Source organism: Pedobacter sp. AC402, from assembly GCF_979252805.1.
Genome location: NZ_CEEDAI010000007.1, coordinates 50,508 through 75,238, shown reverse-complemented (window position 1 = coordinate 75,238; position 24,731 = coordinate 50,508). Strand labels below are relative to the sequence as shown.

Sequence of the window (24,731 nt, the reverse complement as noted above, 5' to 3'; positions counted from 1 at the left end):
AGATTTAAAAATTATAGGTAACTCCAACATAAGCTTTTCCAGCACTCATCGGGTGATCGGTTTCTGCCTCCCAAATGTTTTTTTGTACCCCAACATTTAAGGCCACATTTTTATAAAAAACATCAACACCAACGCCACCCATCAGGTTATTCATCACATGTTCTCCTGTTTTTTGGCCTTTATATTTTTCTCCGCCAGAATATTCATAAAAGAACTGTGCCGATGGCATAATTTTTACATCCTTACCAATACTTTGCGTATAAAAAATATTAAGGAAACTGGTTGTACTATTGGCAATGCCCTCATCTCTGCTATTGGTTCCATTAACTTTATAAGAGGTATTTAAACTTGCTCCAAATTTACCCAAACCAACCATGTAATTGAGATAAACAAAACCATCTGTACTTCCTGTTCCTGCCTGCATTAATGATGAATAACGGATACCTGCTGTATTTTTAAAATCATTTTTACCAGTAGGCAATTTTATTCCGGCCCCGGCAATTAGCTGTTGCTTAAAATTATCTTCCAGTTTCTGAACAAGGTGGTAGCCTGCATACAAATTGATATCACCGATGCCCGAAATTGAAGAGGTGTAGCCATTGTACCGCTCACTGTTGGAAACATAAGGTAAAATGGCATTGATTTCCAGTTTGCTGTTAATGAAATATTTTCCCCTGACCTCCAAGGATCTGTAAAGTTCATAATCGGTAGGGTTGCCGGCATGATTGGTAATTGGGAGCATCCTGACTTCGGGCAGGAATAAAGAAACTTCCCCCATTTGGAAATAGTGAGTGTGATTGTCCTTCGTATCCGTTAAAAGAACGGTAACGGTATAATAAGCTGATGCTGTTGCGGTTGTAGTAGGGGGTAATACCCATAAAACAGCCACAGATATCGCAGGCAAAAACCTGACTGCTCATGAGTACGAAAACTAATACCAAGAGTTTACGACTCGCTGTATAGTGTGTTTTTGATAAATTCATTGTCTGTTAATGTTTTTAAAAAAGCTTTAATCTGTTCTTTTTCAGTTGTATTTAAAGGGATACCATTTTTAAGTTGGGCATCGAGGTTAGTTGATGCTTTTACGCCTGAATTGTAATGTTCCAGAACTTCATCCAGGCTGTAAAATCGGCCATCGTGCATATATGGGCTGGTATATTCGATGTTGCGTAACGTAGGTACGCGGAACTTTCCAAAATCTGACGCAACTCCGGTAATATGCGAACGTCCTTCGTCTGCACTTATCAAATCCAAACCATTGCTCCGGTAAGAAAAATCTGTAAAAAATGGTTCTGCGTGGCAGGAAGTACATTTTTCTTTAAACAGGTTGTAGCCTGCCAGTTCTGTAGATGTAAAAGAAATGCCGCCTTCTTTACGCATTACCTTATCATATTTGGAATTTCCTGAAACCAACACTGCTGTAAATTGTGTAATCGATTTTAAAATGAGCTGTGAGTTGATTTCCGTTGAACCAAAAGCTTGTTTAAATAAATCTGGATAAGGTGCCGTATTTTTAAGAAATGCAACAATGGTTTGTATATCTGTACCCATTTCGCAAGCGTCAGTAATGGCATTTAATGGTGAAGTTTCGATGTTTTTTACGCCACCATCCCAAAAGAACGCCTTTTGCCAGGCCAAATTAACAAGTGGGGGCGTGTTGCGCTTACCCTGGCAGTTATTTACGCCATGGCTTACCTTATGATCAAGCTGTGTAAAGCCGGCAAACTGTTGGTGGCAGCTTCCGCACGAAACACTTTTTATCGGCCGATAGCCTTGCTTCATAAAACAGCTTTTTACCAAGCGCAAAACCTGCATTGGTTAACTTATTGTCTTCGAAATTGTATGCAGGAGCAGGAAAGTTAGCCGGTATGGAAAAGGTTATCTTCTTTTCTTCCTGGGCAACCTCATCTTCATTCTTACTACAGGCATACATCAACGCAATGCTTAAAAAAAGCATTGCGAAGACAGTTATTTTCCTTAACATTAGTTATGGATATGATCTAAACGGAATAAACCATTTGCATAATTATTAGCTACGATAACCGAATTTGTTCCACCCATTGTAAAATTCAAAAGTAGCGAAACTCACATCGGTTTTACCGGTAAATAATGCAGCTGCATTTACAATAAAGTGCATATTCGGTTTGCCATCTGCTCTCCAACACGAAGTGGATTTGCTGAATTAATTTCTGTAGCAAACGTTCTGATCGTATTATTTGGATCGGTTACGCCGCCAATGTGAAACGTTAGCAAATTTTTGTCGGCTGTAGATTGCGGCGAAGTTCCTTCCAGTTTAACAAAGATATAGCCGCTGTTCCATGTCCAGAACATGCCGTTGATGGGATCTAAAGCACCGGTTTGTGCACCAGCAAAATTACGTGCGTAATCTACACCAATTGTATATTCTATTTTTGTATAATCACCTGTTGGCACATCATTTAAGGTGATATTGGTCGATTCTGATTTTGAAGCATCAATCAAGAAATAACTTTCCGGAATAAGGTAGGTTGTTCCATCTGCTTTGCTTAATTTAATGTTGCTTATATAATATTTAAATACGTTAATCTTAAAATCTTCGCCTTTGGCATTTTTGTAAGATGTAGTATTTAAAATCAGCGGACTTCCGTTTACCTGATTTTCGAACTCGATAGAGAAAGTAGATTTATTATTGGCGGTTACTTCTTCTGCATCTTTTTTGCAAGAAGATAAGAGTATAACAGGGCATAATAAGGCCAAAAAGTATGTTGAAATTTTCATTTTAAGGAAATTGGATAAGTAAAAAATTGATTAGCCAGTCGCTATGATTCGTGAGGGCACAAATCGAGGCGAATGAACATTAAAATATTTAAAGAAATTCTAATACAGTCGTCATGCTGAATTTATTTCAGCATCTAGTTGATAGTATACATGAATACCTCCTAATACCCATTTATTGGAACAAGGTGATAACCACAAAAGAAAGACTGCCTTAAACCGTTTTCGGTGGATGAAAAATTGAGATTGAAAGATCTTTAACAGGTTTTTCGATATAAAGATTTTCAGAAGTGATAATAAAATAAGAAAGATGGTGATTTATGGCTAAAGTTTGGAACTGAGGCTCAGCTTCTGCAACCCTTTTCAGATTTTCTTGGGCCTGTTTATTTTTACCATCAAGATCTTTTAATTTTTTTGCTAAAAAACACTGGCCATCACAATGTAGCTCCGGATGTTCTTTATTGATACAGAATACACTTGTAATGTATTCTTTGTTCATCTTATAACCAGAATAGATAACCAATTGCATGAAACCGTTGCTCACGGTACACGTAATGATTAGATATATTAAGATTTTTTTGAACATGGTATTGCGATGCAAAAGTATTAAAGAAATTGATTGCAGCAAAGAAAAAATATAAAGGTGTGTAAATTTCTTAAAACCCTAGATCGGATTGAAATTGTATAACAGAATATTTTTTAAGAATTTAAAGTATTTAAGATATCCCATAGAACCATTATCTTTTCCAGGCATTTTTACGAAGCTCAATGTGTTTTTTGTATCCTGGAAAATCTTATGAATCTTTCAAAGATTCTTATTTTGCGCTCCCATACTTTACATTAAACACATTACGATATAAGTTTTTAGTGAATTGCAATATAAACTATGATTAATTTATTAAAAACGCAAAAGCTTCCCTTTACCTGTATTTTTAGTTATATCATTTTTTTATTTATCTTGCATAACACAAAAAAATGAAACCTATGAAATTACTTAAAACTATTGCCGTAATGATGGTATTATCATCATGCGCTAAAAAAGAGGTACCGGACGTTCCGCCAACATTTAACGATCCAAACTGGACAAGGATTGAAATTGCAAATGGGAGAGAAGCACACGCCGTTTATGGAAGTATTGATGATACTTTAATGGTATCTACCCTTACTGAGATTTATCAAACCACTGATAAAGGCAAAACCTGGCGAAAAACGAAAGTAAATCATCAGCCTATATATGGTTTTCTGTCGGTTAAGGACACCATCTTTGCTTTGGAAGCAAATAGCCTGAAAGATAAAGCAAATCAGCGATTAGCAACTTTTAGTCAATACTTTAGTTTGAATAAGGGATTTACCTGGGAACGGTGTTCTACGTATAATATTTCAGAACAAAGGTCTCAAGAGTATGCAAGTCTCCTCCTGGATAATCAGGTTAAAATAAAAATAAAAGAGAATTTAGAGCCAATTAACGGAAACCCCGATCATAATTATATTTTAAAAAGTGATATCGAGGTGGTGAAAAACGGATTTCCAGAAATATTGAAAGTTCCATTTGATAATCAGCTTACCAATATACATCTGGATAAATTAGGAAGGCTTTATGTTTCTGCAACAAGGGCTATTCATGATAAGAAAACAGGGAAGGCTTTATCTGCCGAAAAAAATGAACCCGCTATTATTTATATTTCTAAGAAAAATGTATCGCAACTGATTGATTAATCGTTAGCAGATTTCTCCGTGTCAATCTGTGTTTCCGTGGCTGAAAAGCGATGCCTCCAGTCAAGACAATACTAAATAAAAAACACAGATGAATGACTTTCATCTGTGTTTATCCTTTTTATCTGTGGTATCTGTACTGAAAAACTATGCTTGTAGATCAGTCATTACTGCTTTGATTTTTTCAGCAAGTTGCGCATTAACCGACTCAAACTCTTTTCTGTCAGCTAATGGTGCGTTTACACTGCAATAGAATTTAATTTTAGGTTCTGTACCACTCGGGCGGGCCGAAACAATACTTCCATCTTCAGTAATGAATTGTAATACATCCGAAGTTGGATAATCCAATTTAGTTACTTTTCCTGTAGCTAAATCAGTTTCCTGACTTAATTCGTAATCTTTTAATACCGAAACTTTAGAGCCACCCAAAGTTGCAGGAGGGTTTTCTCTAAATTTAACCATCATGGCTTTAATTTCTTCCGCACCCGATTTACCTTTTTTGGTTAACGAAACCAAATCTTCTTTATACAAGCCATATTCTACATACATATCCAATAATGCGTTGTATAAACTTGCACCTTTATCTTTGTAATAAGCTGTCATTTCAGAAATAAAAGCAGCAGAAACAACCGCATCCTTATCACGTACTAAATCGCCGATTAAGTACCCATAACTTTCTTCGCCACCGCCAATAAAGTATTTTTTACCTTCTAACTCAGTCATTAACTGACCAATGTATTTAAATCCGGTTAAGGTATTATAATAGGTAACATCTTTCTTTTTTGCAATTTCTTCAATCAGGTTAGAAGTTACAATGGTTTTCACAATAAATTGATTGCCATCCAGTTTTCCGCTTTCTTCCCAGGCAGATAAAAGATAGTTAATTAACAAACTTCCTGTTTGGTTACCATTAAGCAATACCCATTCGCCATTGTTATCTTTTACTGCGATACCAACACGGTCTGCATCAGGATCGGTAGCTAAAACCAAATCAGCATCAATTTCCTTTGCTTTATTCATCGCAAGGGTTAATGCATCTTTTTCTTCAGGGTTAGGATATACCACTGTAGGGAAATTACCGTCAGGTGTACTTTGCTCTTCAACCAAAGTAACGTTGGTAAAGCCAAATTGCGCCAAAGCTTTAGGTACCAAAGTAATTCCGGTTCCATGAATAGGCGAGTATACAATTTTTAAATCGTGTTGTCTTTTAATGGCTTCAGGAGAAATTGAAAGTGCTGTAATGCCATCTAAATATAATTTATCTACATCTTCGCCAATCAGTTCAACATTCGCCTCAACACGGTCGAATTTCACTTCATCAATACTTTTAATCTTGTTAACCTCATCAATTACCAATTTATCATCAGGAGAGGTAAACTGGCCACCATCGGCACCGTATGCTTTGTAACCATTGTACTCTTTTGGGTTGTGTGATGCAGTTAACATTACGCCGCTTTTGCAACCGAAATGGCGTACAGCAAAAGAAAGCTCAGGTGTTGGCCTTAACGCAGAAAAAAAGTAAACGTGGATGCCGTTTGCAGAGAAAACATCCGCAGTAATTTTGGCAAAGTAATCAGAATTGTTGCGGCTATCGTGCGCAATGGCAACTTTAATTTTCTCGTTAGGGTATTTGTTGTTCAGGTAGTTGGCTAATCCCTGTGTAGCCGTTCCAATGGTATATTTGTTAATCCGGTTAGAACCAGCACCCATAATGCCGCGTAAACCGCCTGTTCCAAATTCTAAACTTCTGTAAAATGCATCTGTTAGTTCTGTAGTTGCATCTTTGTCTACAAGGGCCTGTATTTCTGCCTTGGTATTCTCATCGTAATTTCCACTTAACCACTGGTTGATTGTAGCTTGTGTTGATTGGTCAATTGCCTGCATTGAGCTGTTTTTTTAATTTAATATCTGGTGTTGAACAAATTTTAATGAATGATGTTTTGCTGAAACGTATTTATTTCAATCCATCCAAATTTTATTTTGTTGAGGGTGTTGCTTTTAAGCTGCTTTTGTTTAATTTCACGCCCCGATACAATAATAAAGAAAATCCATTATTAATATGATGTGATTGTAACTTTTTTAAAATAGTTGTAAAGCTTTTACAGTTACCGTCATATAATCAATGGGTAAAAAAACAATTACTAAATAGATGAAGATATTAAAATTTGGGGGTACTTCTGTAGGTAGTCCTAGCGCATGACGAAGTTGTTGGATATCGTTAATCCAAATGAAGAGCAGATTGTAGTGTTATCAGCAGTGTCTGGTACTACAAATAGTTTGGTAGAAATTGCAAATTATTTTTTAGCTGGAGATAAGAAGAAGGGTAGCGAGTGTGTTGAAAATCTATATCAAAAATATAAATCCTTTGTTGTTGAGTTATTGCCTGCTGCCGAATTTCAAGAGCAGGGAAATGAAGTGATCGATTACCATTTTGGCTTTTTAGCTGGCCTGGCAAACGATATTTTTACTTCAATAGAAGAAAAAGTGGTATTGGCACAAGGCGAATTATTGTCTACAACCCTATATCATATTTATTTAAAGTCGATCGGTGTACCTTCCGTATTGCTGCCCGCTTTGGATTTTATGAAAACTGATGAAGATAATGAACCTGATATTCCTTTTACTACAAAACATTTAATGCCGCTTTTAGAGCAGCATAAAGACAATAAATTATTTATTACGCAAGGTTATATCTGCCGCAACAGTTTCGGCGAGGTAGATAACCTGCGTCGTGGTGGAAGCGATTATACCGCATCATTACTAGGTGCAGCAATTTTGGCAGAAGAAGTTCAAATCTGGACGGATATTGACGGAATGCACAATAACGACCCCCGTGTTGTTAAAGGAACCAAACCGATTGCTCAATTATCTTTTGATGAAGCAGCAGAACTGGCTTATTTCGGCGCAAAGATTTTACACCCTCAATCTGTTTTTCCTGCACAGAAGTATAAAATTCCTGTTCGTTTATTAAACACAATGGAACCTTCTGCAGCGGGTACTTTAATTACACACGATAGCGAAAAAGGTAAAATTAAATCGATTGCGGCCAAAGATGGTATTACTGCTATCCGCATTCAGTCAAGCCGGATGCTACTTGCTTATGGCTTTTTGCGCAGGGTTTTTGAAGTTTTTGAGCGCTATAAAACGCCTATCGACATGATTACCACATCTGAAGTTGCGGTATCGTTAACTATTGATGAAACTGCACATTTACCACAGATTATTGCAGAACTGGAAAGTTTTGGAACTGTAGAGGTAGATACCGATCACAGCATTGTATGCGTGGTTGGCGATTTCGGATCAGAGAAACATGGTTTCGCCAGCAGGGTTTTAGAAGGTTTAAAGCACATCCCAATCCGTATGATTTCTTACGGAGGTAGCAATTATAACGTATCGCTTTTAATTTTAAGTGAATATAAAACCGAAGCGTTAAGAAGTTTGCACAACAGGTTATTCGAATAAGAGGAAAAAGGCGCCTATTATTACCAGCAATCCGATGAGGAAGTGAAAAGCCAGAAAGCTTGATGGTAATAATCCGTTTTTATATTTTTTGTATGAGTTATACAGTCCCGCAGAAAGAATAAGAACGATAAATATGGCAGCTGCTATCTTCATTTTTTGATAAATAAAAGGAACAGTACGATGAAAAGTAATACGATAAAAAATCGGATTTTTCCATTGTATTGTTTCTGGGTAATTCTTCCATGCTTTAAATCCAGGTAGTTACCCAAATAAATTAGCCCAAAGAATAAAATTAAAATTATAATAAGGAATTTGAACATGTTCGCCGATAAAGATATATCAAAGTTTAACAATATTGAAACGCCTTTTTACTACTATGACACCGATTTGTTGCAAAAAACCTTGCGCACCTGTGCAGATGCAGCGGCTCCGTATCAGTTTCATATCCATTATGCCCTAAAAGCAAATTTTAACAGTGTGCTGTTAAACCAGATCAAAGCTATCGGTTTCGGTGCTGATTGTGTGAGTGCCGGCGAGGTAAGGAGAGCAGTAGAAGTTGGTTTCGACCATAAAAAAATTGTTTTTGCCGGGGTGGGTAAATCCGATAAAGAAATTAACGAGGCCTTGGATCTTGATATCTTCTGCTTCAATGTAGAATCTATCCAGGAGTTGGAGGTGTTAAATGAACTTGCGGCCAATAAAGGCAAAACAGCTCAGGTGGCTATCAGGATCAATCCGAATGTAGATGCGCATACACACCACAACATTACCACAGGTTTAGATGAAAATAAATTCGGAATCAATTCATGGGATTTGCCAGAGTGTGCCGAAACCTTAAAAGCATCGCCAAACCTTAAGTTTATTGGCATTCACTTTCATATTGGTTCGCAGATTACTAACCTCGATGTATATAAAAACCTTTGTGTGCGTGTAAACGAATTTGCGGCCTGGTTTGAAGATAAAGGATTTAATCTTCAGGTATTAAATGTTGGCGGTGGTTTGGGTATTGATTACTATAACCCAGATCATCAAATTCCGGATTTTGAAGCTTACTTTAAAATTTTTAATGAATTTTTGACAGTTAAAACTGGTCAGGAAGTACATTTTGAACTGGGAAGGGCTTTAGTCGGACAATCAGCTTCATTAATTACCAGGGCACTTTACATTAAAAAAGGGAAGAAGAAAAACTTCGTGGTTTTAGATGCAGGTATGACAGAATTGATGCGCCCGGCATTGTATCAGGCTTATCATAAGATCGAAAATCTTAGTCAGTCGGAAGTTGGTAACCAGAAATCAGAAGTCATTAAATATGATATTGTAGGTCCGATCTGCGAGAGTACTGATTGCTTTGGAAAAGAAGTAGAACAGCCAGAATCTTTCAGGGGAGACATTTTTGCCATCCGTAGTGCTGGGGCATATGGAGAAGGTAATGGCTTCGAAATATAACCTACGGGATGCAATAAGATCAGTTTATAGTTACGAGCTGTAGTTTACAAAGAAAATATGCATAATTGAATCTGTTATTGATGCCTGGGTTAGGTATCAATAACAGATTTTTTATTTTTAAGGCACATCAAAGTGTATATCGAGGCTTTTTTATAAATATTTAAAAGTTATGATCTTTAAAAGCCGGTTTATTTTCTAATTTTTGCCCCTGCAACTTTGCGGCTAACAATTACACGCGATTTTGGGCTCCTGCATAAATGTAATGCCCAATATTATGCGATTTTGATCTCCTTCAACTTTGCGGCTAACAATTACACGCGATTTTAGTCTCCTGCAGCAATGTAATGCCCAATATTACGCGATTTTGGTCTCCTGCATAAATGTAATGCCCAATATTATGCGATTTTGATCTCCTGCAACTTTGCGGCTAATAATTACACGCGATTTTAGTCTCCTGCAGCAATGTAATGCCCAATATTACGCGATTCTGGTCTCCTGCAACTTTGCAGCTAATAATTACACGCGAATTTAGTCCCTTGCAACTTTGCGGCTGGCAACTACCTACGATAGAGGAGTGTTATTTTTTCTTAGCAGCCACAAAAACAATAACCCCTGCTACCAGAATAATTCCGCCAGCGAATGGGGGCCAATTAACCGATTTTTCCTTATCAGCAGATATTTGAATTGGGCCTGCATCTACAATTTTTTCTTTTTTTGTATAGCTAAATCCCGTCCAGATGAGCATAGCGATACCCACAACGATTAATATAAGTCCTACAGTTTTGTTCATGGTATTTAATTTATAGCAGAACAGCAATAGGTCAATTATGTTTTATCTGAATGAATATCCTAAACTTAGTTTTTCTGAATAGTTTACACTGTTAGCAAGCTCAAAACCGAGTGAAAACCGCTTTACATAAAGGAAATAGTTAAAAGCCCATCCCAATGAATTTTTATCACGGATATCAATAGCGGCTTCACTTCCGGATCTAAAGCTCTTTACCAAATCAGGAGTACCACCGATAAAAAGCCTGAAAGCATGTTTAATCTCGTGTTCCTTTCTTGCCCTCCAAATTACCTCGGTAGATAGCCCCGTTGTCCAGATTACTTTTCTATCGGTAACACCTACATGATCAGGAATTTTGCCGTTAAAAATTTGCTTCCTGAAAGCAGTATAACTGCCTCCTTCAAAACTTACTGCATTCTCAAAGTTGACGAACCTAAAGTCAGTATTTCCATTTGCAGAAGTGTGATGCAAACCTGTGGAAAGCCTAAACCCAATGCCGCCGATTGATTTTTTAAAGGATGGCAGGTAATTATCAGAATTGTCTACCACGCTAGCGTCGTTTCCACCTTTGGCAACGCCCGCGTAACCAAAAATTCCATATGAGATGTTTGCTTTTTCGAAAGTATGTGATCGGCTGATGTTCGCCATTCCAAATTCAAAGCCAACATTGGCATCCGGTGATATGGAAGCCGCATAACTTCCCGATAAGGTGGTTAACGTTTTAACCGAATCTGCACCCATTGCTTTGGGCATGTAGCCCATATTGTTGCCGAGGATGGCCGGGGTAAGAAATGTTGTGCAGGAGCTGATTGAGATGATAAAAAGTAAGCTGGAAAAAAGAGCGGTAATTTTAGTTTTCATATTGATGTTTTGTTTATTCGTCAAAAAAATCTACCAGTCCACCCAGAAAATATTCCTGAATGCCCGAGGTAAAATCTTCATAATCTTCATCAGGAATATTAGTTTGTTTAAACTCCAGTGAAGTGCCTTTTTTATCTTCGTGCAGTTTTATGGTTACAATAGAAGCTTCGTTATCTTCGCCAAAATACCATTGTTGAACAATCTGTTTACCGTAAGTAAATTCTATGTTTTTGCCGGTGATATCGCCATCCCAAAAAGAGAATTCAGTGCCGGGTACTTCTTCAAATTCAACATCGGCACCAGTCCACAATTTTATACTGGTTTCTTTGGTGAGTGCTAAATAAACTTCTTCGGGTGGGGCAGGGATGTAGGTGTATTTTTTAAAGTCCATTCTGTATCATGATTTTTAGGATTTAAAGATTTTCTTGATTATAGTTCGAGAAAAATCATATCCTGATGTTTTATTAGTTAGTATTAATCTTTGTCTCAATCCTTAGCTCTTGTTTAACCCTGATTTATATTTATTTATTATCGGGTTATAAATCTTTTTAAACTGAAGGCTTGTGGCGCCAAAATTAATTAATAATCCGACATTGAAATTATAAGCGACAATATAATTTTTCGCTTGGGCTAAATGATGATTTTCCAGATTAATACAGGCCTTAAGCTCAACAGTTAATAAATCTTCAACAACAAAGTCTGCACTTCTTTTCCCAACAACCAGGCCGTCGTAATAAATCTCTTGTTCAACTTCCCGTTTAAATTTTATGCCAGCTTTTTCCAATTCAATTGCCAGGCAGCGTTGGTAAATAACCTCTTGGAAACCGTTTCCTAAAGTATTGTGCACCTTCATGGCACAACCATTTATGGTGTAAGTTATCTCCTCTATTTCCATCTTGTAAATCTTGTTAAGACTTGGTTTAGGTAATAGTTCGGGATACAACTATTTATTTTGCCAACATCATTTATAATTTATGGTTTGCAGTTTTATTTCAGTATCCTGAAAATCCTTTAATCCTGCTTTTATTTAAAAGCGTTTAATCCTGTAACATCCATTCCGGTAATCAGTAAGTGTATATCATGGGTGCCTTCGTAAGTTACTACAGATTCCAGGTTCATCATGTGGCGCATAATCGAATATTCGCCTGTTATGCCCATTCCACCCAGCATTTGGCGTGCATTTCTGGCAATGTCCAATGCAATTTCAACACTGTTCCGTTTCGCCATTGAAATCTGTTCTGCCGATGCTCTGTTTTCACTTTTCAATACGCCCAATCGCCAAACCAGTAACTGGCCCTTTGTAATTTCGGTTACCATTTCTGCAAGTTTCTTCTGTTGCAGCTGAAAACCACCAATAGGTTTGCCAAACTGAACCCTTTCTTTCGAGTAACGCAAAGCAGTATCGTAGCAATCCATTGCAGCCCCTAATGCTCCCCATGCAATACCATAGCGAGCCTGGTTTAAACAGCCCAACGGACCTTTTAATCCACTTATTTCAGGGAAAATATTTTCTTTTGGCACTTTAACGTTGTCAAAAACCAATTCACCGGTTGCCGAAGCACGCAAACTCCATTTATTGTGTGTTTCCGGGGTAGAAAATCCTTCCATCCCGCGCTCCACCACCATACCTCTTATTTTTCCAGCTTCATCTTTGGCCCAAACCACCGCAATATCTGCAAAAGGAGCATTGCTGATCCACATTTTGGCACCGTTTAGAATATAATGACTTCCGGCATCTTTAATATTGGTTACCATTCCGCCTGGGTTAGAACCATGATCAGGCTCTGTTAAACCAAAACAGCCCATCATTTCGCCACTGGCTAACTTGGGAAGGTATTTTTTACGTTGTTCTTCTGTGCCATAAGCATAAATTGGGTACATTACCAACGAGCCTTGTACTGATGCAGTAGAGCGGATTCCAGAATCGCCACGTTCTATTTCCTGCATCAAAATTCCATAAGCAGTATAATCCAATCCTGCACCACCATATTCAACAGGGATTGTTGGTCCAAAAGCACCAATATCAGCAAGACCCTTAATCAGGTGTTTCGGAAATTCTGCCTTTTGCGCATAATCTTCAATAATCGGACTTACTTCTTTTTTTACCCAATCTCTGGCCGTAGCACGGATTAATTTATGCTCATCGGTTAACAGTTCGTCCAATAAATAATAGTCTGGCGCTTCGTACAGGTCTTTTTTTGCTGATTTGCTCATTTAATTTCGTGTTATCTGGTTAAGAAATCGCGTTAATTTCAAAGGTAACAATTTACCGCAATGGGCATTATATTCATGAATAAAAATTTAATTTTGCAGCATACAAAACATACATGAGCCATTTTAAACAAACCGTAGCTTTAAAAGATGTAAAGTGTTTCGCTTTACACGGGTATTATCCCGAAGAACAACTTATTGGAAATCATTTTGTTGTTGATTTAGAAACCACGTTTGTACCAAAAGGCTTTAACGATGAACTTGCTCAAACCGTTAACTACGAAGATTTAAACGCAATTATTCTCGAAGAAATGAAACACACCCAAAAACTTTTGGAAACCGTTTTAAAAAATATTATTTCGAAAGTGATTGAACTGTATCCCTTTGTGGAAACCGTTGATGTGAGCATTAAAAAATTAAACCCACCTATGCCAGGACAGATTGGCTACTCTTTTGTTAAATTAAACTATACATCAGCAAACTAAGAAATGAATTTTACCAAAATAAATCCTGAAATTTTAGCAGAAATCAAGGCTGCTATCGGAGCAGATAAAGTATTTACTGATGCAGATAGTTTAACAAATTACAGTCATGATGAAACAGAAGATTTGCGTTACCAACCAGAAGTTGTAGTAAAACCGACTACGCCCGAAGAAGTTTCTGCTTTATTGAAAATCTGTAATGCACACCATGTTCCGGTTACACCCCGTGGAGGTGGTACTGGTTTAAGTGGTGCTGCTCTGCCTATTTATGGTGGCGTTTCCTTATCCATGGAAAAATTTAAAGCTGTTATTGATATTGATACAGAAAATTTGCAGGCCACAGTAGAGCCCGGCGTAATTACAGAAGAATTTATTAATGCCGTAGCCGAGAAAGGACTTTTATACCCGGTTGATCCGAGTAGCAAAGGATCCTGCTTTATAGGTGGTAATGTGGCTCATGGTTCTGGCGGGCCACGTGTTGTAAAATACGGAACAATACGTGAATATATTTTGAATCTTGAAGTGGTTTTGCCTAACGGGGAGATCATTTGGACTGGGGCGAATACTTTAAAATATGCTTCAGGATATAACTTAACCCAGTTAATGATCGGTTCAGAAGGTACTTTGGGTGTAGTAACGAAGATTGTAACCAAGCTCTTGCCAAAACCTTCACAATCTGTATTAATGATGGGCTCTTTTAGTACCAATGAAGATGCTTGTGCCGCGGTTTCGGCAATATTTAGGGCAGGAGTAACGCCATCTGCCTTAGAATTTATGGAACGTAAAGGAGTGGAGTGGGTAATTAAATTCGATGATATTAAATTCGATTTAAAAGATGATGTAGCCGCGTTGCTTATGATAGAATTTGATGGCGATGATTTAGACGATATTTTTAAAAATTGCGAGAAAACAAATATCGTTTTAGAAGCGCATCAATGTACCGAGGTTTTATTTGCAGATACCGCTTCACAAAAAGAAGAATTGTGGCGAATGCGTAGAACCATGGCCGAATCGGTTAAATCCAACTCCGTTTATAAAGAAGAAGATACCGTAGTACCACGCGCCGCTTTACCAAAGTTAATTAACGGAATAAAGGAAATCGGTGCCAAATATGGCTTTGAAAGTGTTTGTTATGGCCATGCAGGCGACGGGAACCTTCATGTAAACATTATTAAGGCGGGTATGAGCGATGATGACTGGAAGAATAAACTTAAATTCGGGATTGCGGAGGTATTTGAGCTCACCACAAATTTAGGAGGAACACTATCTGGTGAACATGGTATCGGTTTGGTACAAAAGGAGTTTATGCCTATCAAATACTCCGAAATTCACCTTAATTTAATGAGGGGGATTAAGCATGTTTTCGATCCAACCGGAATCTTAAATCCTGGTAAAATTATGCCTGATGAATTAAAGAAGTCAAGTTTTTAAAACTTGACTTCTTAACCAAGTTGCTCAAAACCGAGCATTTTTTGTTTTTCATCTTCAGGTATTATGGTTGGTTTGCCTGTGGTGTAATCAACTGCAATGCATACCGTTTTTCCTTTGCTGCAAATAATCTCTTCGCTTCCTTTTAATTTAACGATCTGGTAATCAAGATCAAAACTTGTATTCCCAATACGCGATGTTTTTACATGAATTGCAATCTTGTCATTCATAACGATGGGTGAAATGTAATCAAGTTCAGCATGGGCAATAACGATTCCGGTTTTTTTCCAATCCCATTTAATAATTTCTTCCCAGTATTTAGTCCGGGCAATTTCTAAGTAGGTAAAATAGATGGAATTATTCACGTGGCCCATCATATCGAAATCAATAAAGCGCAAATGAATATTGGTTTTGTAGTTGAATTTGTCTGAGAAATTCCTTATTTCTGCCAATTTGTCTTTTGATTTGGATTTATTTTGCCAAAATGTCTTAAAAATCATAAATTTTTGCTTTGGTATGTAAGTTGAATATGGTGTATTATCAATTTAAAAATAAATAATAAGCGATATGACACTAGTAAATTTTAACAACAGAACCCGTAACACAGCTCCATACTTTAACAATGTTTTCGATTCATTGTTTAGCGATGCCGTAACTAAAAACAAAATGGTTGATAAATCACCAAATGTGAATATTTACGAAAATGAAACTGCTTATGTAATCGAGTTGGCTGCTCCAGGTTTGAAAAAAGAAGATTTTCAAATCAATTTAAAAAAAGATAACCTTTCTGTTTGGGCAGAAGTTAAAAAAGACGAAACCCCAGGTAGCAAAAGATTTTACACGCAAAGAATTTGATTACAGCTCATTTGCAAGATCATTCAATTTGCCTGATAGTGCTGATGGTGATAACATTACCGCCGAATATAAAGACGGTATCTTATTGATCAATATCAGTAAAAAAGACGATGCTAAATTACAGCATAAAGAAATTGTAGTATCGTAAATAAGATTTTCTCGAGAGAGGATTTTCATAATAGTTTAGTTTTTCAAAGGTTATGAAGCTTGCATTTAGTGGTTTTGAATGAGAGGTAAGGAATGATGCAGGCTTCATAATAGTTTAAGTTTAGGTTTTATAAGGTTAATGCTGGATGGCATTAACCTTATTTTTTTTAAGAAACTTTTATCTCGACCCGAGAAAAAAAAATCTGACTAGTTGAATAATAGTAATGGATGTTTTAAGTCTACTGAGCTTAATTGATATGAAGAATTGAGGACTTTAGTATTTAGATTGATTTTAAGTTGCATTCTTAAAATCACCTTAATCTCATTTTTTGTATTTTTGCGGCATGGAGAGAGAAATTCTGGATACGAAACGCAAAGCACTTAAAATAAACCTTGACCCAAGAATCTACGGCACTTTTGCCGAAATTGGCGCGGGACAGGAAGTTTCCAGGAACTTTTTTAATGCTGGTGCAGCTTCTGGAACCGTTGCAAAAACAATGTCGGCTTACGATATGACTTTTAGTGATGCCATTTATGGCGCAGAAACCAATGGTCGGTATGTAAGTCAGAACAGGCTTTTACAAATGCTCGATCATGAGTTTGGTTTGCTTAATGAGCGTTTATCAGGCGAGAAATATGAAAGCCGTACCTTTTTTGCTTTCGCAGATACCGTAACTACCCTCAATTATAAGCGTACCAATGAGCCTCATGGTTGGGTTGGTATCCGCTTTCAGAACGAACCAGGAGGTTTACCTAACGAAATATTTTTCCATGTCAGGTTGTTGGATACAGATGTAAACATGCAACAGCGTGTGCTAGGTATTATTGGTGTAAACCTACTTTATGCAGCTTTTTACCATTATCAGGATCCCAAAATGATGGTAGAATCCTTGGCTGATAATTTAACTATCGGATCAGTGGAGATTGATTTGATTTCGGTTAAAGGACCAGCTTTTCCAGATGTGGATAATATCCTGCTTAATCTGTATATGATTATGAAAGATTTCTCTGCCGCGGCAATATTCGATGCAGATGCGCACCCACGCCAGGCTAAAGATCTCTTATATAAAAAGGATATTATGATTTTAAGAACCAAGTATGGTCAGAAATCATTGCCTAACTTTAACTTATTCAATAAAGCTACCGATCAGTTTAAACGCACAAATAAGGTTGAAGATGGGAATTTAGCCGTTATGATTGAGGTTTTATTAACCAATGTTTTAACTGATGCGCAGGAAACACCTGATGACATCGACCTCGAAACAGTAGCCAAACGGGCCCAGGAAATGTGCGATACAGGAAATATTGTGATCGTTTCTAACTTTACGCGCCATAACCGCCTTGCAAAATATTTGGCCCGGTGTAAGCCAAAAAGCGTTGGCTTAGCTACGAATATTAATAACTTAAAATTTGTGTTCAATTCTAAAAACTTCACCGGAGAAAATTATTCAGGTCAGTTATTGAGTTACGTAAATGATATGTTTAATACAAATGTTAGGTTGTTTGCCTATCCTTTCTTAGATAAAAAGACAAATGAAGTAATCACAACTGCTAATATGCCGGTTACTCCGGATGCAAAGCCATTGTTCGATTTTCTTTTAATTAATGGTTATATTACTGATATTAAGGATTATAACGAAGATGAAGTAAAAACGGTTTAATTTATTTATCTCCGTAATGGCCAAGGGCGGAGATGATGGTTACCGTAACAATATCATCTTCAATTAAATATATAAGCCTGTCTTTTCGGTTGATCTGCCTTGACCAAAAACCTGTCAGATCATATTTAAGTTTCTCTGGATTTCCAACTCCTGTTTCAGGATGCTCATAGAGCTCAAAGATAATTTCATTAACTTTTTTAATTGAGCCTTTGTCTCCAGATTTCTGTATCGCAAGTAAATTCTTTTGGGCTTTTTCTGATACAATTACTTCAAATTTTCCCACAATGATTTACTTGGATCTAATCTTACATAATTACCTTTCTTAACTTCAGCCACACTCTTTTTTATCTTTGCAACAAATTCAGGATTATAAGGGCTTTCCTCTTCTTTTTGAAAAGAAACATTTAAAGCTTTTAAAACAGCCTCCACTGCAGCCTCTTGTTTTTTGTTTTTAGGATGTGCGATTATAGTCATAACAATTATTTTATATCAAAAATACGAAATTATTCGATCAACTTTCCTGCCAGTCTGCTTTTAACTATCGTTATGAAAAAATTATCCTTTGAGTTGAAATCGTTTAACACTAAAAGCCAAAAAGTTTACCAAGTTAAATTGTGCGTAATGTAGAGCCTGTTTCGTTTACGATTAAAGTATGGTTTATGCCGCATTTTAAAGCGAAGTTATTTCTTTGATGCCCTACAGGGAAATCAAAAGCAATTGGATAACTGTATTCCTTTACCTTTTCTATAACAATATCATAAATGGTTTTGCCAAATTCTTCACCAGCATCATCAGGTTTAACTTTAAAACCACCTACAATTAATCCTTTTAAGTATTTTAGTTTGCCACTTCGCTTCAGGTTCCATAACATTCTATCAATACTGTACAGGTATTCGCCGGTATCTTCAATAAAAAGTATTTTACCTTTTGTATCTAAATCAGAATCGCTACCAGATAAGGTTTCAATAATGCTGAGATTTCCACCAACTAAAATTCCATCAACTTTTCCAAGTCTGTTATTGCTATTGGTGGGAGCAGAGTAACCCATTTGCTCACCAATTAAAGCATTTTTTATGGATAGAATAGTTTCAATCTGAATGGGCTCAGCTTTACTCCAATCATCAGGAAAACTGTTGCACATTTTGGAATGGATAGAGGCAATATTATAATTTTTTGCCAAATGGCAGTGCAAAACAGTGATGTCACTAAAACCAATAATCCATTTTGGATTCTTTTTGAAAGACGAAAAATCAAGTTTATCAATTATCCTTACAAAACCATAACCACCCCGGGCACACATAATGGCTTTAATGGTTAAATCATCAAGCATTTTTTGGAAATCAGCTAATCTTTCTTCGTCCGTTCCGCCATACGTAAAATCGCGCTTACCGATCGTATCACCTATTTTTATGTTAAAACCCCAGCTTTGCATCTGTAAAATAGAAGGTTGAATCTGCTCTAATGTGATATAACCTGCAGGACTGGTAATTGCAATAGTATCCCCAGGTTTTAAATATGGAGGCATTTTAAATGAGAAGTTTTCACTTTCTACAGTATTGGCTAATGTTTTAAATGCAGGAAATACAGTTGCTGCTGCGATAAATGAAGAAAGGAAGTGTTTTCTGTTCATCTAAAATGTGATGTAATGTTGATTTTGCTAAGATATGATTAAAAATTTTTGCATAAAAGAAAAGGGATTTATATCCATAAATCCCTTTTTTAAACCAAACAAATTAATCTGTAAAAGATTAGTATAATGTGAATTATATAAATAACCCAGAATGAAATAAAATGTTTTGGGATTTCTGAAAAAAAATGAATTCTATTTCATTCCATATTAATAAAAATAATTTTCAATCATTGCCATTACTGAATAGCCCTTATAAGAGCAGAAATAATTTGGTAATGTTGTCATTTTATAGATATTAAAAATAATTTGCTTTAAAAGGAAAAGGCTATTCATCGCGAATAGCCTTTGCTAACAACAAAACAAATATAAGATAACCAAATCTTGCCTGATTGAGCAGAATCAGGATAAAGTGCTATGAGATACACTTTGCGGCCTAGTAATGGATTCGAACCATTGTAAAAAGTTTATGAAACTCCAACCTTCCAATCGGTCAACTGGCCAATTTTTATAACTGTTTTAACGATAAATAATCTCTTAACTCTAAAATCTGATCCTTAATTAAGCTATCTTCATCCCTTAATATCTGATGATCTTCTTTTTCGCTATTTAATGGAAAAATCTGGTTCGGATATTCGCTTATGGCAGGATATTGAAAATATATGGACATAATTTAGTGGTTTAAATGATTGACATATTATTTCTTATTATTACCGTTGAGCAAATATATAAATAAGTATATAATATCTATAGATTTAGTAGTTATTAATTTAAATTATTTTTTAACTTATTCATTTTCAGTTTAATAATTTTTCATTGAACTTAAAGTTTTGTTTTTATTGTTATTATTTCGGCGCAAAAACTTAAAAATAACCTTCTTATTTTTATTATAGGTTTGAAGAAGAGCATAGCAGAAATTCATTATAACCCTACATCGTTTCCGGAGGCGAAAATTCAATTTCAGAAAAGCTAATTATTTTAAGGATATTTGCAGTTCAAAAATTAAAATAGTAATTGTGTCTTTAGATAAATTAAAACTTAGCAAACCACTTGTTGCATCCATGACTGAGGCCGGATTTTTAACACCAAAAGAAATCCAGTCCAGAACAATGTCGCGCATTTTAGGTGGTCAAGATGTTATAGCGGTGGGACCAGAGGGTTCGGGAAAAACGACAACTTATGTTTTAGCTACTTTAATGAAATTGAAGTATGCTTTTGAAGAAGCACCAAGGGCTTTAATTCTAGTGCCAGATGCAGAACATGTTGATCACGTTTTGGAACAGTTTAAATTATTAAACCGCAATAGCACTTTTAGGATTTTGGGTATTGATAGCCGTGGTGCAGTTGATACGCAAATGAACGAAATAACAGATGGATGTGATATTATTGTTGCAGTACCTGATCGTGCACGTGCTTTATACTTAAAACTGGCACTTAATACCAATAAAATTCAATTGTTTATTGTAGATAATGCAGAGCTTATCGTTAAAAAAGGCTTGCAACTGCCCGTTGTAGAATTGGCCAATAGTGCTTATAAATCTCAGCATGTAGTATTTACTGAAGTAATGCATGAGAAATTAAACCATATGATTTCTCCTTTCATGAAAGATTCTACCACAACTATAGAGGTAGATGAAATTGGCGAAAAACAAGCTGAAGTATATCAGCAAATGCTTTACCAGGTACCAAATTTCAGAACAAAGCTTAACCTGTTAACCCTATTGTTAAATGATGCTGAGGTTTTTGATAAAGTTATAGTATTTGTGAACACACGCTTAACTGCTCAAACAGTTTATAAAAATTTTAATCAACCCAAAGAAAACGAGATTACCATTTACCGCTCATTATTTTTTGATGATAAAGGTTATGATGATATTGAAGATTTTAAAGATAATCCTGAGGCCAGGGTGCTAATTGTGGCCAATGAGAACCTGGAAGAATTAAATATTAAGGGAATTCCTTTTATTTTGCATCTAGAATTACCTGAGCAAAAAGAAACTTTAATTCAGCGTATTGTTAAACACGATGATGAGGATGTGGTAGCAATTACTTTTTCTACAGACATTGAATTAATCGAGGTTAAAAAGATTGAACAAGCCATTGGTCAGAAATTGGAGATAATGGAGTTGCCAGAAGATTTAAAAGTTGTTGATGCAGCAGCCAAGCCTAAGAAAAAGAAAGACGCCGATGAGGAAGAAGATACCGATCGTGGCGCGGCCTTTCATGAGAAGAAAGCCAGTAACTTAAAAAATTACAACTATAGTGCTGGTACAAAAGCTAAAATGACTTATAAGAATAAGAAGGGTTTATCTTAACTAAATAATCGTTTTTATAAATCGCCATCCTGCACTTGTTTCCGGATCTTTTAACGTTAACTCAATTTTACAAGTGTGGTGTTATACATTGAGTATATGGATCCTGATAAATTCAAATTGACGAAAGTTAACATAAAAAAAGCTCCTCAGAAATTAATCTGAGGAGCTTTTTTTAGTCGTTATTTACGATTAATATAAAGTAAACTCTACACGACGGTTTTGTTGACGACCAGCTGCAGTTTTGTTGGTTGCAATTGGTTGGTCAGGTCCGTAACCTGTAGCTTCAACTCTTGATGCATTAGCACCTTGAGATACTAAGTAAGCTTTCACCGATTCAGCTCTATCTTTAGATAAACGTAAGTTTAATTCTCTACCACCGGTATTATCAGTATGGCCAGCTAATTTTAAGCTAAAGTTTTTCTCTACTAATAAAGCAGCAACACGGTTTAAAGTAGTATAAGATTTAGAACGGATAGTTGATTTACCTAAATCGAATTCCAAATTAGAAATTGCATCTTTAACAACTTTACGATCTTCTTCAGTAATTACTCTTGTTTCTTTAATTACTTCACGTTGAACTTTAATTGGGCAACCAGAACCATCAACAACTGTACCTGATGCAGTACCAGGGCATTTATCGAATTTGTTTGCTACACCATCATTATCATCATCACCAAGATCTTTTGCATATTGCTCTCTATCACGTTGTGCATTTTGCTCAGCAGTAGATAATGCTCTTCTTAATTCTGAACTTTCTTCAGCACTTTCTTTACGTAAGTTTGCTAATGAACTGTAGTTTTGTAATTGAGGTTTTTCTTTGCTACCCAATGCAAATTCTACACCTGCATGTGCATAAGCGAATCTACTTTTAGGTAATGATTCTGGAGATTTGATGAAATTTACATCGTAACCTAAATCAATGTTGATACCTTTTGCAACACCTAATTTAACACCAGCACCAACCGGGATAAACCAACCTTCTCTATTGTTACTTTCGCTTACAATTGCGCCACTTGTGCTATAATCAGACGACATGTAACCAGCACCACCTTTTAAATAAGGAATTAACACTGCATTTTCGTTATTGATGTTGATGTTAGCAACATTAAACACTGCTGTTAAAGCTCCAGACCATTCAACGCTTTGTTGAAAATCAGTTGCTCCGTTGGTAGATTTAATATCACCTCTTAAGAAATCAGCCTGGATACCTAAAGATGGTAAAATTTGTTTTCTAACGTTTGCACCGTAACCGATACTTTTAAATTCTTTTGCTCTAACACTTCCTGATCCGAAGATGGTGTTAGGAGAAAGTATTCCTCCGTGTACACCTACAGTCCAAGTGCGGAAAGATTTTTCTCCAAATCTTGTTCCTGTTGTAGTACTGGTTGTAGTTGGCGTCTCCTGTGCAAATAATTGTGATGATAAACCTAATAAAGCAACCAACATTGTTGATTTTGTAATTCTCGTATTCATTTTCTTCTATTTTGTAATTAATAGTCTCTTAACAGTTTTTATATCGTACTGTTTTGCATCGACTAAGAAAAAATCTTGCCAAAGGAAATATTTTACATACAAATAGCATGTTATCAGAAGATTAGCATGTTAAAATAAATTCACAGAAATGTTACTTAGCATTAAGAAATACTCATTATTATGTATATTATTCTATACATTTTCACTATTGCGGCTTAAGGAAAGAATTGTTTATTTATTTTTCGGATGGATTTTTCTTTCCGTTTAAAAGCATTTCCAAGGTTTTTTCGAGCCTGTTTAAGCGGGTTTTTTCTTGTTTTGCCGATAAAACCCATAGCACATATTCTTTACGGTGGGAGTAAGCGAGTTGGTTAAAGTAAGCCAATGCTTTAGGTTGGTTTTCAAGAATATTTTTCAAATCCTCTGGAAGTTTAACCGTTTTATTTACGGGATCAATGTATTCGCCAAAATCGTTTGTTTTGATATGATCATTCCGCATGCCTGATGGCTTTACTTCAGTGATGAGTTTTAAGCGTAAAGCCGTCCATGTTTCATTTACGGCAGCTGAGGCGCAAGGTGTTAAGCCGTAAACATTCAGTTCTTCCCAACTTTTCATCAAATCCAGATCAGATTTGATTTTTGATGATTTTTTTGGATAGAAAATCCAAAAAATGGTTTTTGAATCTATCTTTTTAAGATGATTTTGAATCTGCTGATTGAGTTGATCTCTATTTATCGTAAATGTAATTAATACATTAAAATCAGTTTCTTCGCTAAATGTGATGTTAGTCGGAACATCACCAAATATTGCAGCTGAATTTTCTGGCGCATCAACTACCTTAATTACATAACCTGGCTTTACCTGAAGCTTTTTTAGTAATAGATTTTCCATTTGTAGCTTAAAAAATCGATGTAGTTAACTAAGACTAATAGATATCATCCTTTCGTTGCCTTATAGTTTAAAAAATGGCATTACAGCCTCAATTTAGCAAAGAAATCCCAAAAAACAATGCCTGCAGAAATCACAATGTTAAAAGAATGCTTGGTTCCAAATTGCGGAATTTCGATACACTCATCAATTTTAGTCATTACTTCATCACTTACACCATCTACTTCGTTTCCAAAAATTAATGCATATTTTTTATTAGGATCAGGGTTAAAAGTGTTTAACATGGTGCTGTTTTCAGCCTGCTCTTTATGGCCACAATCTCATAGCCCAGTTCCTTTAGCGTATCAACAGCCTGTAACGTATCTGCATAATGAATCCAATCAACCGATTGTGTTGCACCAAGGGCTGTTTTTTCAATTTCGCGGTGTGGTGGTTGTGCGGTAATGCCGCATAAAATTACTTTTTCTAAAGCAAATCCATCTGCGGTTCGGAAAATCGAACCTACATTATGCATGCTGCGAACATTATCCAATACTACTACAACAGGCAATTTTTCCTGTGCTTTAAATTCTTCAATATCAGGACGGTTTAGTTCGTCTAATTTTAATTTTCTCATTATT

At 36.1% G+C, this 24,731-nt stretch carries 25 protein-coding genes and 3 pseudogenes; 9 read left to right on the top strand and 19 right to left on the bottom strand.

Going from position 1 to position 24,731, the window contains the following annotated elements; all coding sequences use genetic code 11:
• Positions 1–4: 4 nt before the first annotated feature.
• The 5 genes from AC0IWE_RS06810 to AC0IWE_RS06790 form a co-directional block, all read right to left on the bottom strand.
• Positions 5–904, bottom strand: a complete 900-nt coding sequence (locus AC0IWE_RS06810; protein WP_471792484.1) for a transporter — start codon at positions 902–904, stop codon at positions 5–7.
• A gap of 41 nt (positions 905–945) precedes the next feature.
• The gene (locus AC0IWE_RS06805) at positions 946–1,782 is read right to left on the bottom strand and encodes a cytochrome-c peroxidase (RefSeq protein WP_471792483.1); all 837 of its coding nucleotides are present in this window, start codon (positions 1,780–1,782) and stop codon (positions 946–948) included.
• Complete coding sequence (locus tag AC0IWE_RS06800; protein ID WP_471792482.1) at positions 1,703–1,957, bottom strand: hypothetical protein; 255 nt, start codon at positions 1,955–1,957, stop codon at positions 1,703–1,705. Before AC0IWE_RS06800 ends, AC0IWE_RS06805 begins: the two co-directional genes overlap by 80 nt.
• 164 nt (positions 1,958–2,121) lie before the next feature.
• Positions 2,122–2,757: an MbnP family protein gene (locus tag AC0IWE_RS06795; RefSeq protein ID WP_471792481.1), complete on the bottom strand. Its 636-nt coding sequence runs from the start codon at positions 2,755–2,757 to the stop codon at positions 2,122–2,124.
• A gap of 211 nt (positions 2,758–2,968) precedes the next feature.
• Complete coding sequence (locus tag AC0IWE_RS06790) at positions 2,969–3,253, bottom strand: hypothetical protein (protein ID WP_157255496.1); 285 nt, start codon at positions 3,251–3,253, stop codon at positions 2,969–2,971.
• A gap of 485 nt (positions 3,254–3,738) precedes the next feature.
• Between AC0IWE_RS06790 and AC0IWE_RS06785 the strand changes: the two genes are divergently transcribed.
• Positions 3,739–4,470, top strand: coding sequence for a hypothetical protein (locus AC0IWE_RS06785; protein WP_471792480.1), 732 nt, complete (start codon positions 3,739–3,741; stop codon positions 4,468–4,470).
• A 144-nt stretch (positions 4,471–4,614) separates the two neighbouring features.
• On the opposite strand, the gene AC0IWE_RS06780 is transcribed toward AC0IWE_RS06785, so the two are convergent.
• The gene (locus AC0IWE_RS06780) at positions 4,615–6,351 is read right to left on the bottom strand and encodes a phospho-sugar mutase (protein WP_471792479.1); all 1,737 of its coding nucleotides are present in this window, start codon (positions 6,349–6,351) and stop codon (positions 4,615–4,617) included.
• 265 nt (positions 6,352–6,616) lie between these two features.
• On the opposite strand from AC0IWE_RS06780, the pseudogene AC0IWE_RS06775 reads away from it, so the two are divergent.
• Both AC0IWE_RS06775 and lysA read left to right on the top strand, forming a co-directional pair.
• Positions 6,617–7,929, top strand: a pseudogene (locus AC0IWE_RS06775) (aspartate kinase).
• A gap of 318 nt (positions 7,930–8,247) precedes the next feature.
• A pseudogene (lysA, locus tag AC0IWE_RS06770) lies at positions 8,248–9,418 on the top strand (diaminopimelate decarboxylase).
• Positions 9,419–9,952: 534 nt separating this feature from the next.
• Here the strand turns inward: lysA and AC0IWE_RS06765 are convergent.
• From AC0IWE_RS06765 to AC0IWE_RS06745, 5 genes are all read right to left on the bottom strand, one after another.
• Positions 9,953–10,165, bottom strand: a complete 213-nt coding sequence (locus AC0IWE_RS06765; protein ID WP_055913566.1) for a hypothetical protein — start codon at positions 10,163–10,165, stop codon at positions 9,953–9,955.
• A 42-nt stretch (positions 10,166–10,207) separates the two neighbouring features.
• Positions 10,208–11,023 (bottom strand): hypothetical protein, encoded by an 816-nt coding sequence (locus AC0IWE_RS06760; RefSeq protein ID WP_471792478.1) that lies wholly within the window; start codon positions 11,021–11,023, stop codon positions 10,208–10,210.
• Between the two features lie 13 nt (positions 11,024–11,036).
• Positions 11,037–11,414 carry an SRPBCC domain-containing protein gene (locus AC0IWE_RS06755; RefSeq protein ID WP_463495053.1) on the bottom strand — a complete coding sequence of 126 codons (378 nt, stop codon included), beginning with the start codon at positions 11,412–11,414 and terminating at the stop codon, positions 11,037–11,039.
• Between the two features lie 102 nt (positions 11,415–11,516).
• Entirely contained in the window at positions 11,517–11,918 is a 402-nt protein-coding gene (locus AC0IWE_RS06750) for a GxxExxY protein (RefSeq protein ID WP_471792477.1), read from the bottom strand.
• Positions 11,919–12,046: 128 nt separating this feature from the next.
• Entirely contained in the window at positions 12,047–13,237 is a 1,191-nt protein-coding gene (locus AC0IWE_RS06745; protein ID WP_471792476.1) for an acyl-CoA dehydrogenase family protein, read from the bottom strand.
• Between the two features lie 113 nt (positions 13,238–13,350).
• On the opposite strand from AC0IWE_RS06745, the gene folB reads away from it, so the two are divergent.
• The gene (folB, locus tag AC0IWE_RS06740) at positions 13,351–13,719 is read left to right on the top strand and encodes a dihydroneopterin aldolase (protein ID WP_471792475.1); all 369 of its coding nucleotides are present in this window, start codon (positions 13,351–13,353) and stop codon (positions 13,717–13,719) included.
• Between the two features lie 3 nt (positions 13,720–13,722).
• Entirely contained in the window at positions 13,723–15,147 is a 1,425-nt protein-coding gene (locus AC0IWE_RS06735; RefSeq protein ID WP_471792474.1) for an FAD-binding oxidoreductase, read from the top strand.
• 11 nt (positions 15,148–15,158) lie between these two features.
• Here AC0IWE_RS06735 and AC0IWE_RS06730 read toward each other — a convergent pair whose 3' ends face one another.
• Positions 15,159–15,644 carry an acyl-CoA thioesterase gene (locus AC0IWE_RS06730; protein ID WP_471792473.1) on the bottom strand — a complete coding sequence of 162 codons (486 nt, stop codon included), beginning with the start codon at positions 15,642–15,644 and terminating at the stop codon, positions 15,159–15,161.
• Positions 15,645–15,711: 67 nt separating this feature from the next.
• Here AC0IWE_RS06730 and AC0IWE_RS06725 point away from each other — a divergent pair, with 67 nt between their 5' ends.
• The 3 genes from AC0IWE_RS06725 to AC0IWE_RS06715 all read left to right on the top strand — a co-directional run bounded on the left by AC0IWE_RS06725 (position 15,712) and on the right by AC0IWE_RS06715 (position 17,807).
• Entirely contained in the window at positions 15,712–15,999 is a 288-nt protein-coding gene (locus AC0IWE_RS06725; RefSeq protein WP_471792472.1) for an Hsp20/alpha crystallin family protein, read from the top strand.
• Positions 16,000–16,027: 28 nt separating this feature from the next.
• Positions 16,028–16,147: an Hsp20 family protein gene (locus AC0IWE_RS06720; RefSeq protein ID WP_471792471.1), complete on the top strand. Its 120-nt coding sequence runs from the start codon at positions 16,028–16,030 to the stop codon at positions 16,145–16,147.
• Positions 16,148–16,490: 343 nt separating this feature from the next.
• Positions 16,491–17,807 carry a hypothetical protein gene (locus tag AC0IWE_RS06715; protein ID WP_055913593.1) on the top strand — a complete coding sequence of 439 codons (1,317 nt, stop codon included), beginning with the start codon at positions 16,491–16,493 and terminating at the stop codon, positions 17,805–17,807.
• 1 nt (position 17,808) lies between these two features.
• Here AC0IWE_RS06715 and AC0IWE_RS06710 read toward each other — a convergent pair whose 3' ends face one another.
• From AC0IWE_RS06710 to AC0IWE_RS06695, 4 genes are all read right to left on the bottom strand, one after another.
• Entirely contained in the window at positions 17,809–18,090 is a 282-nt protein-coding gene (locus AC0IWE_RS06710) for a Txe/YoeB family addiction module toxin (RefSeq protein ID WP_471792470.1), read from the bottom strand.
• A complete protein-coding gene (locus AC0IWE_RS06705) occupies positions 18,072–18,281 on the bottom strand; it encodes a DUF2683 family protein (protein WP_471792469.1) in 210 nt (69 codons plus the stop codon). Before AC0IWE_RS06705 ends, AC0IWE_RS06710 begins: the two co-directional genes overlap by 19 nt.
• A 133-nt stretch (positions 18,282–18,414) precedes the next feature.
• Positions 18,415–19,437 carry a S66 peptidase family protein gene (locus tag AC0IWE_RS06700; protein ID WP_471792468.1) on the bottom strand — a complete coding sequence of 341 codons (1,023 nt, stop codon included), beginning with the start codon at positions 19,435–19,437 and terminating at the stop codon, positions 18,415–18,417.
• Between the two features lie 505 nt (positions 19,438–19,942).
• Complete coding sequence (locus AC0IWE_RS06695; RefSeq protein ID WP_157255497.1) at positions 19,943–20,104, bottom strand: hypothetical protein; 162 nt, start codon at positions 20,102–20,104, stop codon at positions 19,943–19,945.
• A 346-nt stretch (positions 20,105–20,450) separates the two neighbouring features.
• Here AC0IWE_RS06695 and AC0IWE_RS06690 point away from each other — a divergent pair, with 346 nt between their 5' ends.
• The gene (locus AC0IWE_RS06690) at positions 20,451–21,749 is read left to right on the top strand and encodes a DEAD/DEAH box helicase (RefSeq protein ID WP_471792467.1); all 1,299 of its coding nucleotides are present in this window, start codon (positions 20,451–20,453) and stop codon (positions 21,747–21,749) included.
• A 189-nt stretch (positions 21,750–21,938) separates the two neighbouring features.
• Here AC0IWE_RS06690 and AC0IWE_RS06685 read toward each other — a convergent pair whose 3' ends face one another.
• The 3 genes and pseudogenes from AC0IWE_RS06685 to AC0IWE_RS06675 all read right to left on the bottom strand — a co-directional run bounded on the left by AC0IWE_RS06685 (position 21,939) and on the right by AC0IWE_RS06675 (position 24,727).
• The gene (locus AC0IWE_RS06685) at positions 21,939–23,222 is read right to left on the bottom strand and encodes an OmpA family protein (RefSeq protein WP_471792466.1); all 1,284 of its coding nucleotides are present in this window, start codon (positions 23,220–23,222) and stop codon (positions 21,939–21,941) included.
• 235 nt (positions 23,223–23,457) lie between these two features.
• Positions 23,458–24,114, bottom strand: a complete 657-nt coding sequence (locus AC0IWE_RS06680) for a YdeI/OmpD-associated family protein (RefSeq protein WP_471792465.1) — start codon at positions 24,112–24,114, stop codon at positions 23,458–23,460.
• A gap of 80 nt (positions 24,115–24,194) precedes the next feature.
• Positions 24,195–24,727: pseudogene (locus tag AC0IWE_RS06675) on the bottom strand (RNA methyltransferase).
• Positions 24,728–24,731 lie beyond the last annotated feature (4 nt).

Excerpts from the sequence above, each read along its gene's own strand:
- AC0IWE_RS06795 (WP_471792481.1), bottom strand. The coding sequence starts at position 2,757 with ATGAAAATTTCAACATACTTTTTGGCCTTATTATGCCCTGTTATACTC.
- AC0IWE_RS06700 (WP_471792468.1), bottom strand. The coding sequence starts at position 19,437 with ATGAACAGAAAACACTTCCTTTCTTCATTTATCGCAGCAGCAACTGTA.
- AC0IWE_RS06785 (WP_471792480.1), top strand. The coding sequence starts at position 3,739 with ATGAAATTACTTAAAACTATTGCCGTAATGATGGTATTATCATCATGC.
- AC0IWE_RS06800 (WP_471792482.1), bottom strand. The coding sequence starts at position 1,957 with ATGCTTTTTTTAAGCATTGCGTTGATGTATGCCTGTAGTAAGAATGAA.
- AC0IWE_RS06805 (WP_471792483.1), bottom strand. The coding sequence starts at position 1,782 with ATGAAGCAAGGCTATCGGCCGATAAAAAGTGTTTCGTGCGGAAGCTGC.
- AC0IWE_RS06715 (WP_055913593.1), top strand. The coding sequence starts at position 16,491 with ATGGAGAGAGAAATTCTGGATACGAAACGCAAAGCACTTAAAATAAAC.
- folB (WP_471792475.1), top strand. The coding sequence starts at position 13,351 with ATGAGCCATTTTAAACAAACCGTAGCTTTAAAAGATGTAAAGTGTTTC.
- AC0IWE_RS06750 (WP_471792477.1), bottom strand. The coding sequence starts at position 11,918 with ATGGAAATAGAGGAGATAACTTACACCATAAATGGTTGTGCCATGAAG.
- AC0IWE_RS06695 (WP_157255497.1), bottom strand. The coding sequence starts at position 20,104 with ATGTCCATATATTTTCAATATCCTGCCATAAGCGAATATCCGAACCAG.
- AC0IWE_RS06730 (WP_471792473.1), bottom strand. The coding sequence starts at position 15,644 with ATGATTTTTAAGACATTTTGGCAAAATAAATCCAAATCAAAAGACAAA.
- AC0IWE_RS06790 (WP_157255496.1), bottom strand. The coding sequence starts at position 3,253 with ATGAACAAAGAATACATTACAAGTGTATTCTGTATCAATAAAGAACAT.
- AC0IWE_RS06765 (WP_055913566.1), bottom strand. The coding sequence starts at position 10,165 with ATGAACAAAACTGTAGGACTTATATTAATCGTTGTGGGTATCGCTATG.
- AC0IWE_RS06760 (WP_471792478.1), bottom strand. The coding sequence starts at position 11,023 with ATGAAAACTAAAATTACCGCTCTTTTTTCCAGCTTACTTTTTATCATC.
- AC0IWE_RS06680 (WP_471792465.1), bottom strand. The coding sequence starts at position 24,114 with ATGGAAAATCTATTACTAAAAAAGCTTCAGGTAAAGCCAGGTTATGTA.
- AC0IWE_RS06705 (WP_471792469.1), bottom strand. The coding sequence starts at position 18,281 with ATGACTATAATCGCACATCCTAAAAACAAAAAACAAGAGGCTGCAGTG.
- AC0IWE_RS06755 (WP_463495053.1), bottom strand. The coding sequence starts at position 11,414 with ATGGACTTTAAAAAATACACCTACATCCCTGCCCCACCCGAAGAAGTT.
- AC0IWE_RS06745 (WP_471792476.1), bottom strand. The coding sequence starts at position 13,237 with ATGAGCAAATCAGCAAAAAAAGACCTGTACGAAGCGCCAGACTATTAT.
- AC0IWE_RS06725 (WP_471792472.1), top strand. The coding sequence starts at position 15,712 with ATGACACTAGTAAATTTTAACAACAGAACCCGTAACACAGCTCCATAC.
- AC0IWE_RS06735 (WP_471792474.1), top strand. The coding sequence starts at position 13,723 with ATGAATTTTACCAAAATAAATCCTGAAATTTTAGCAGAAATCAAGGCT.
- AC0IWE_RS06685 (WP_471792466.1), bottom strand. The coding sequence starts at position 23,222 with ATGAATACGAGAATTACAAAATCAACAATGTTGGTTGCTTTATTAGGT.
- AC0IWE_RS06780 (WP_471792479.1), bottom strand. The coding sequence starts at position 6,351 with ATGCAGGCAATTGACCAATCAACACAAGCTACAATCAACCAGTGGTTA.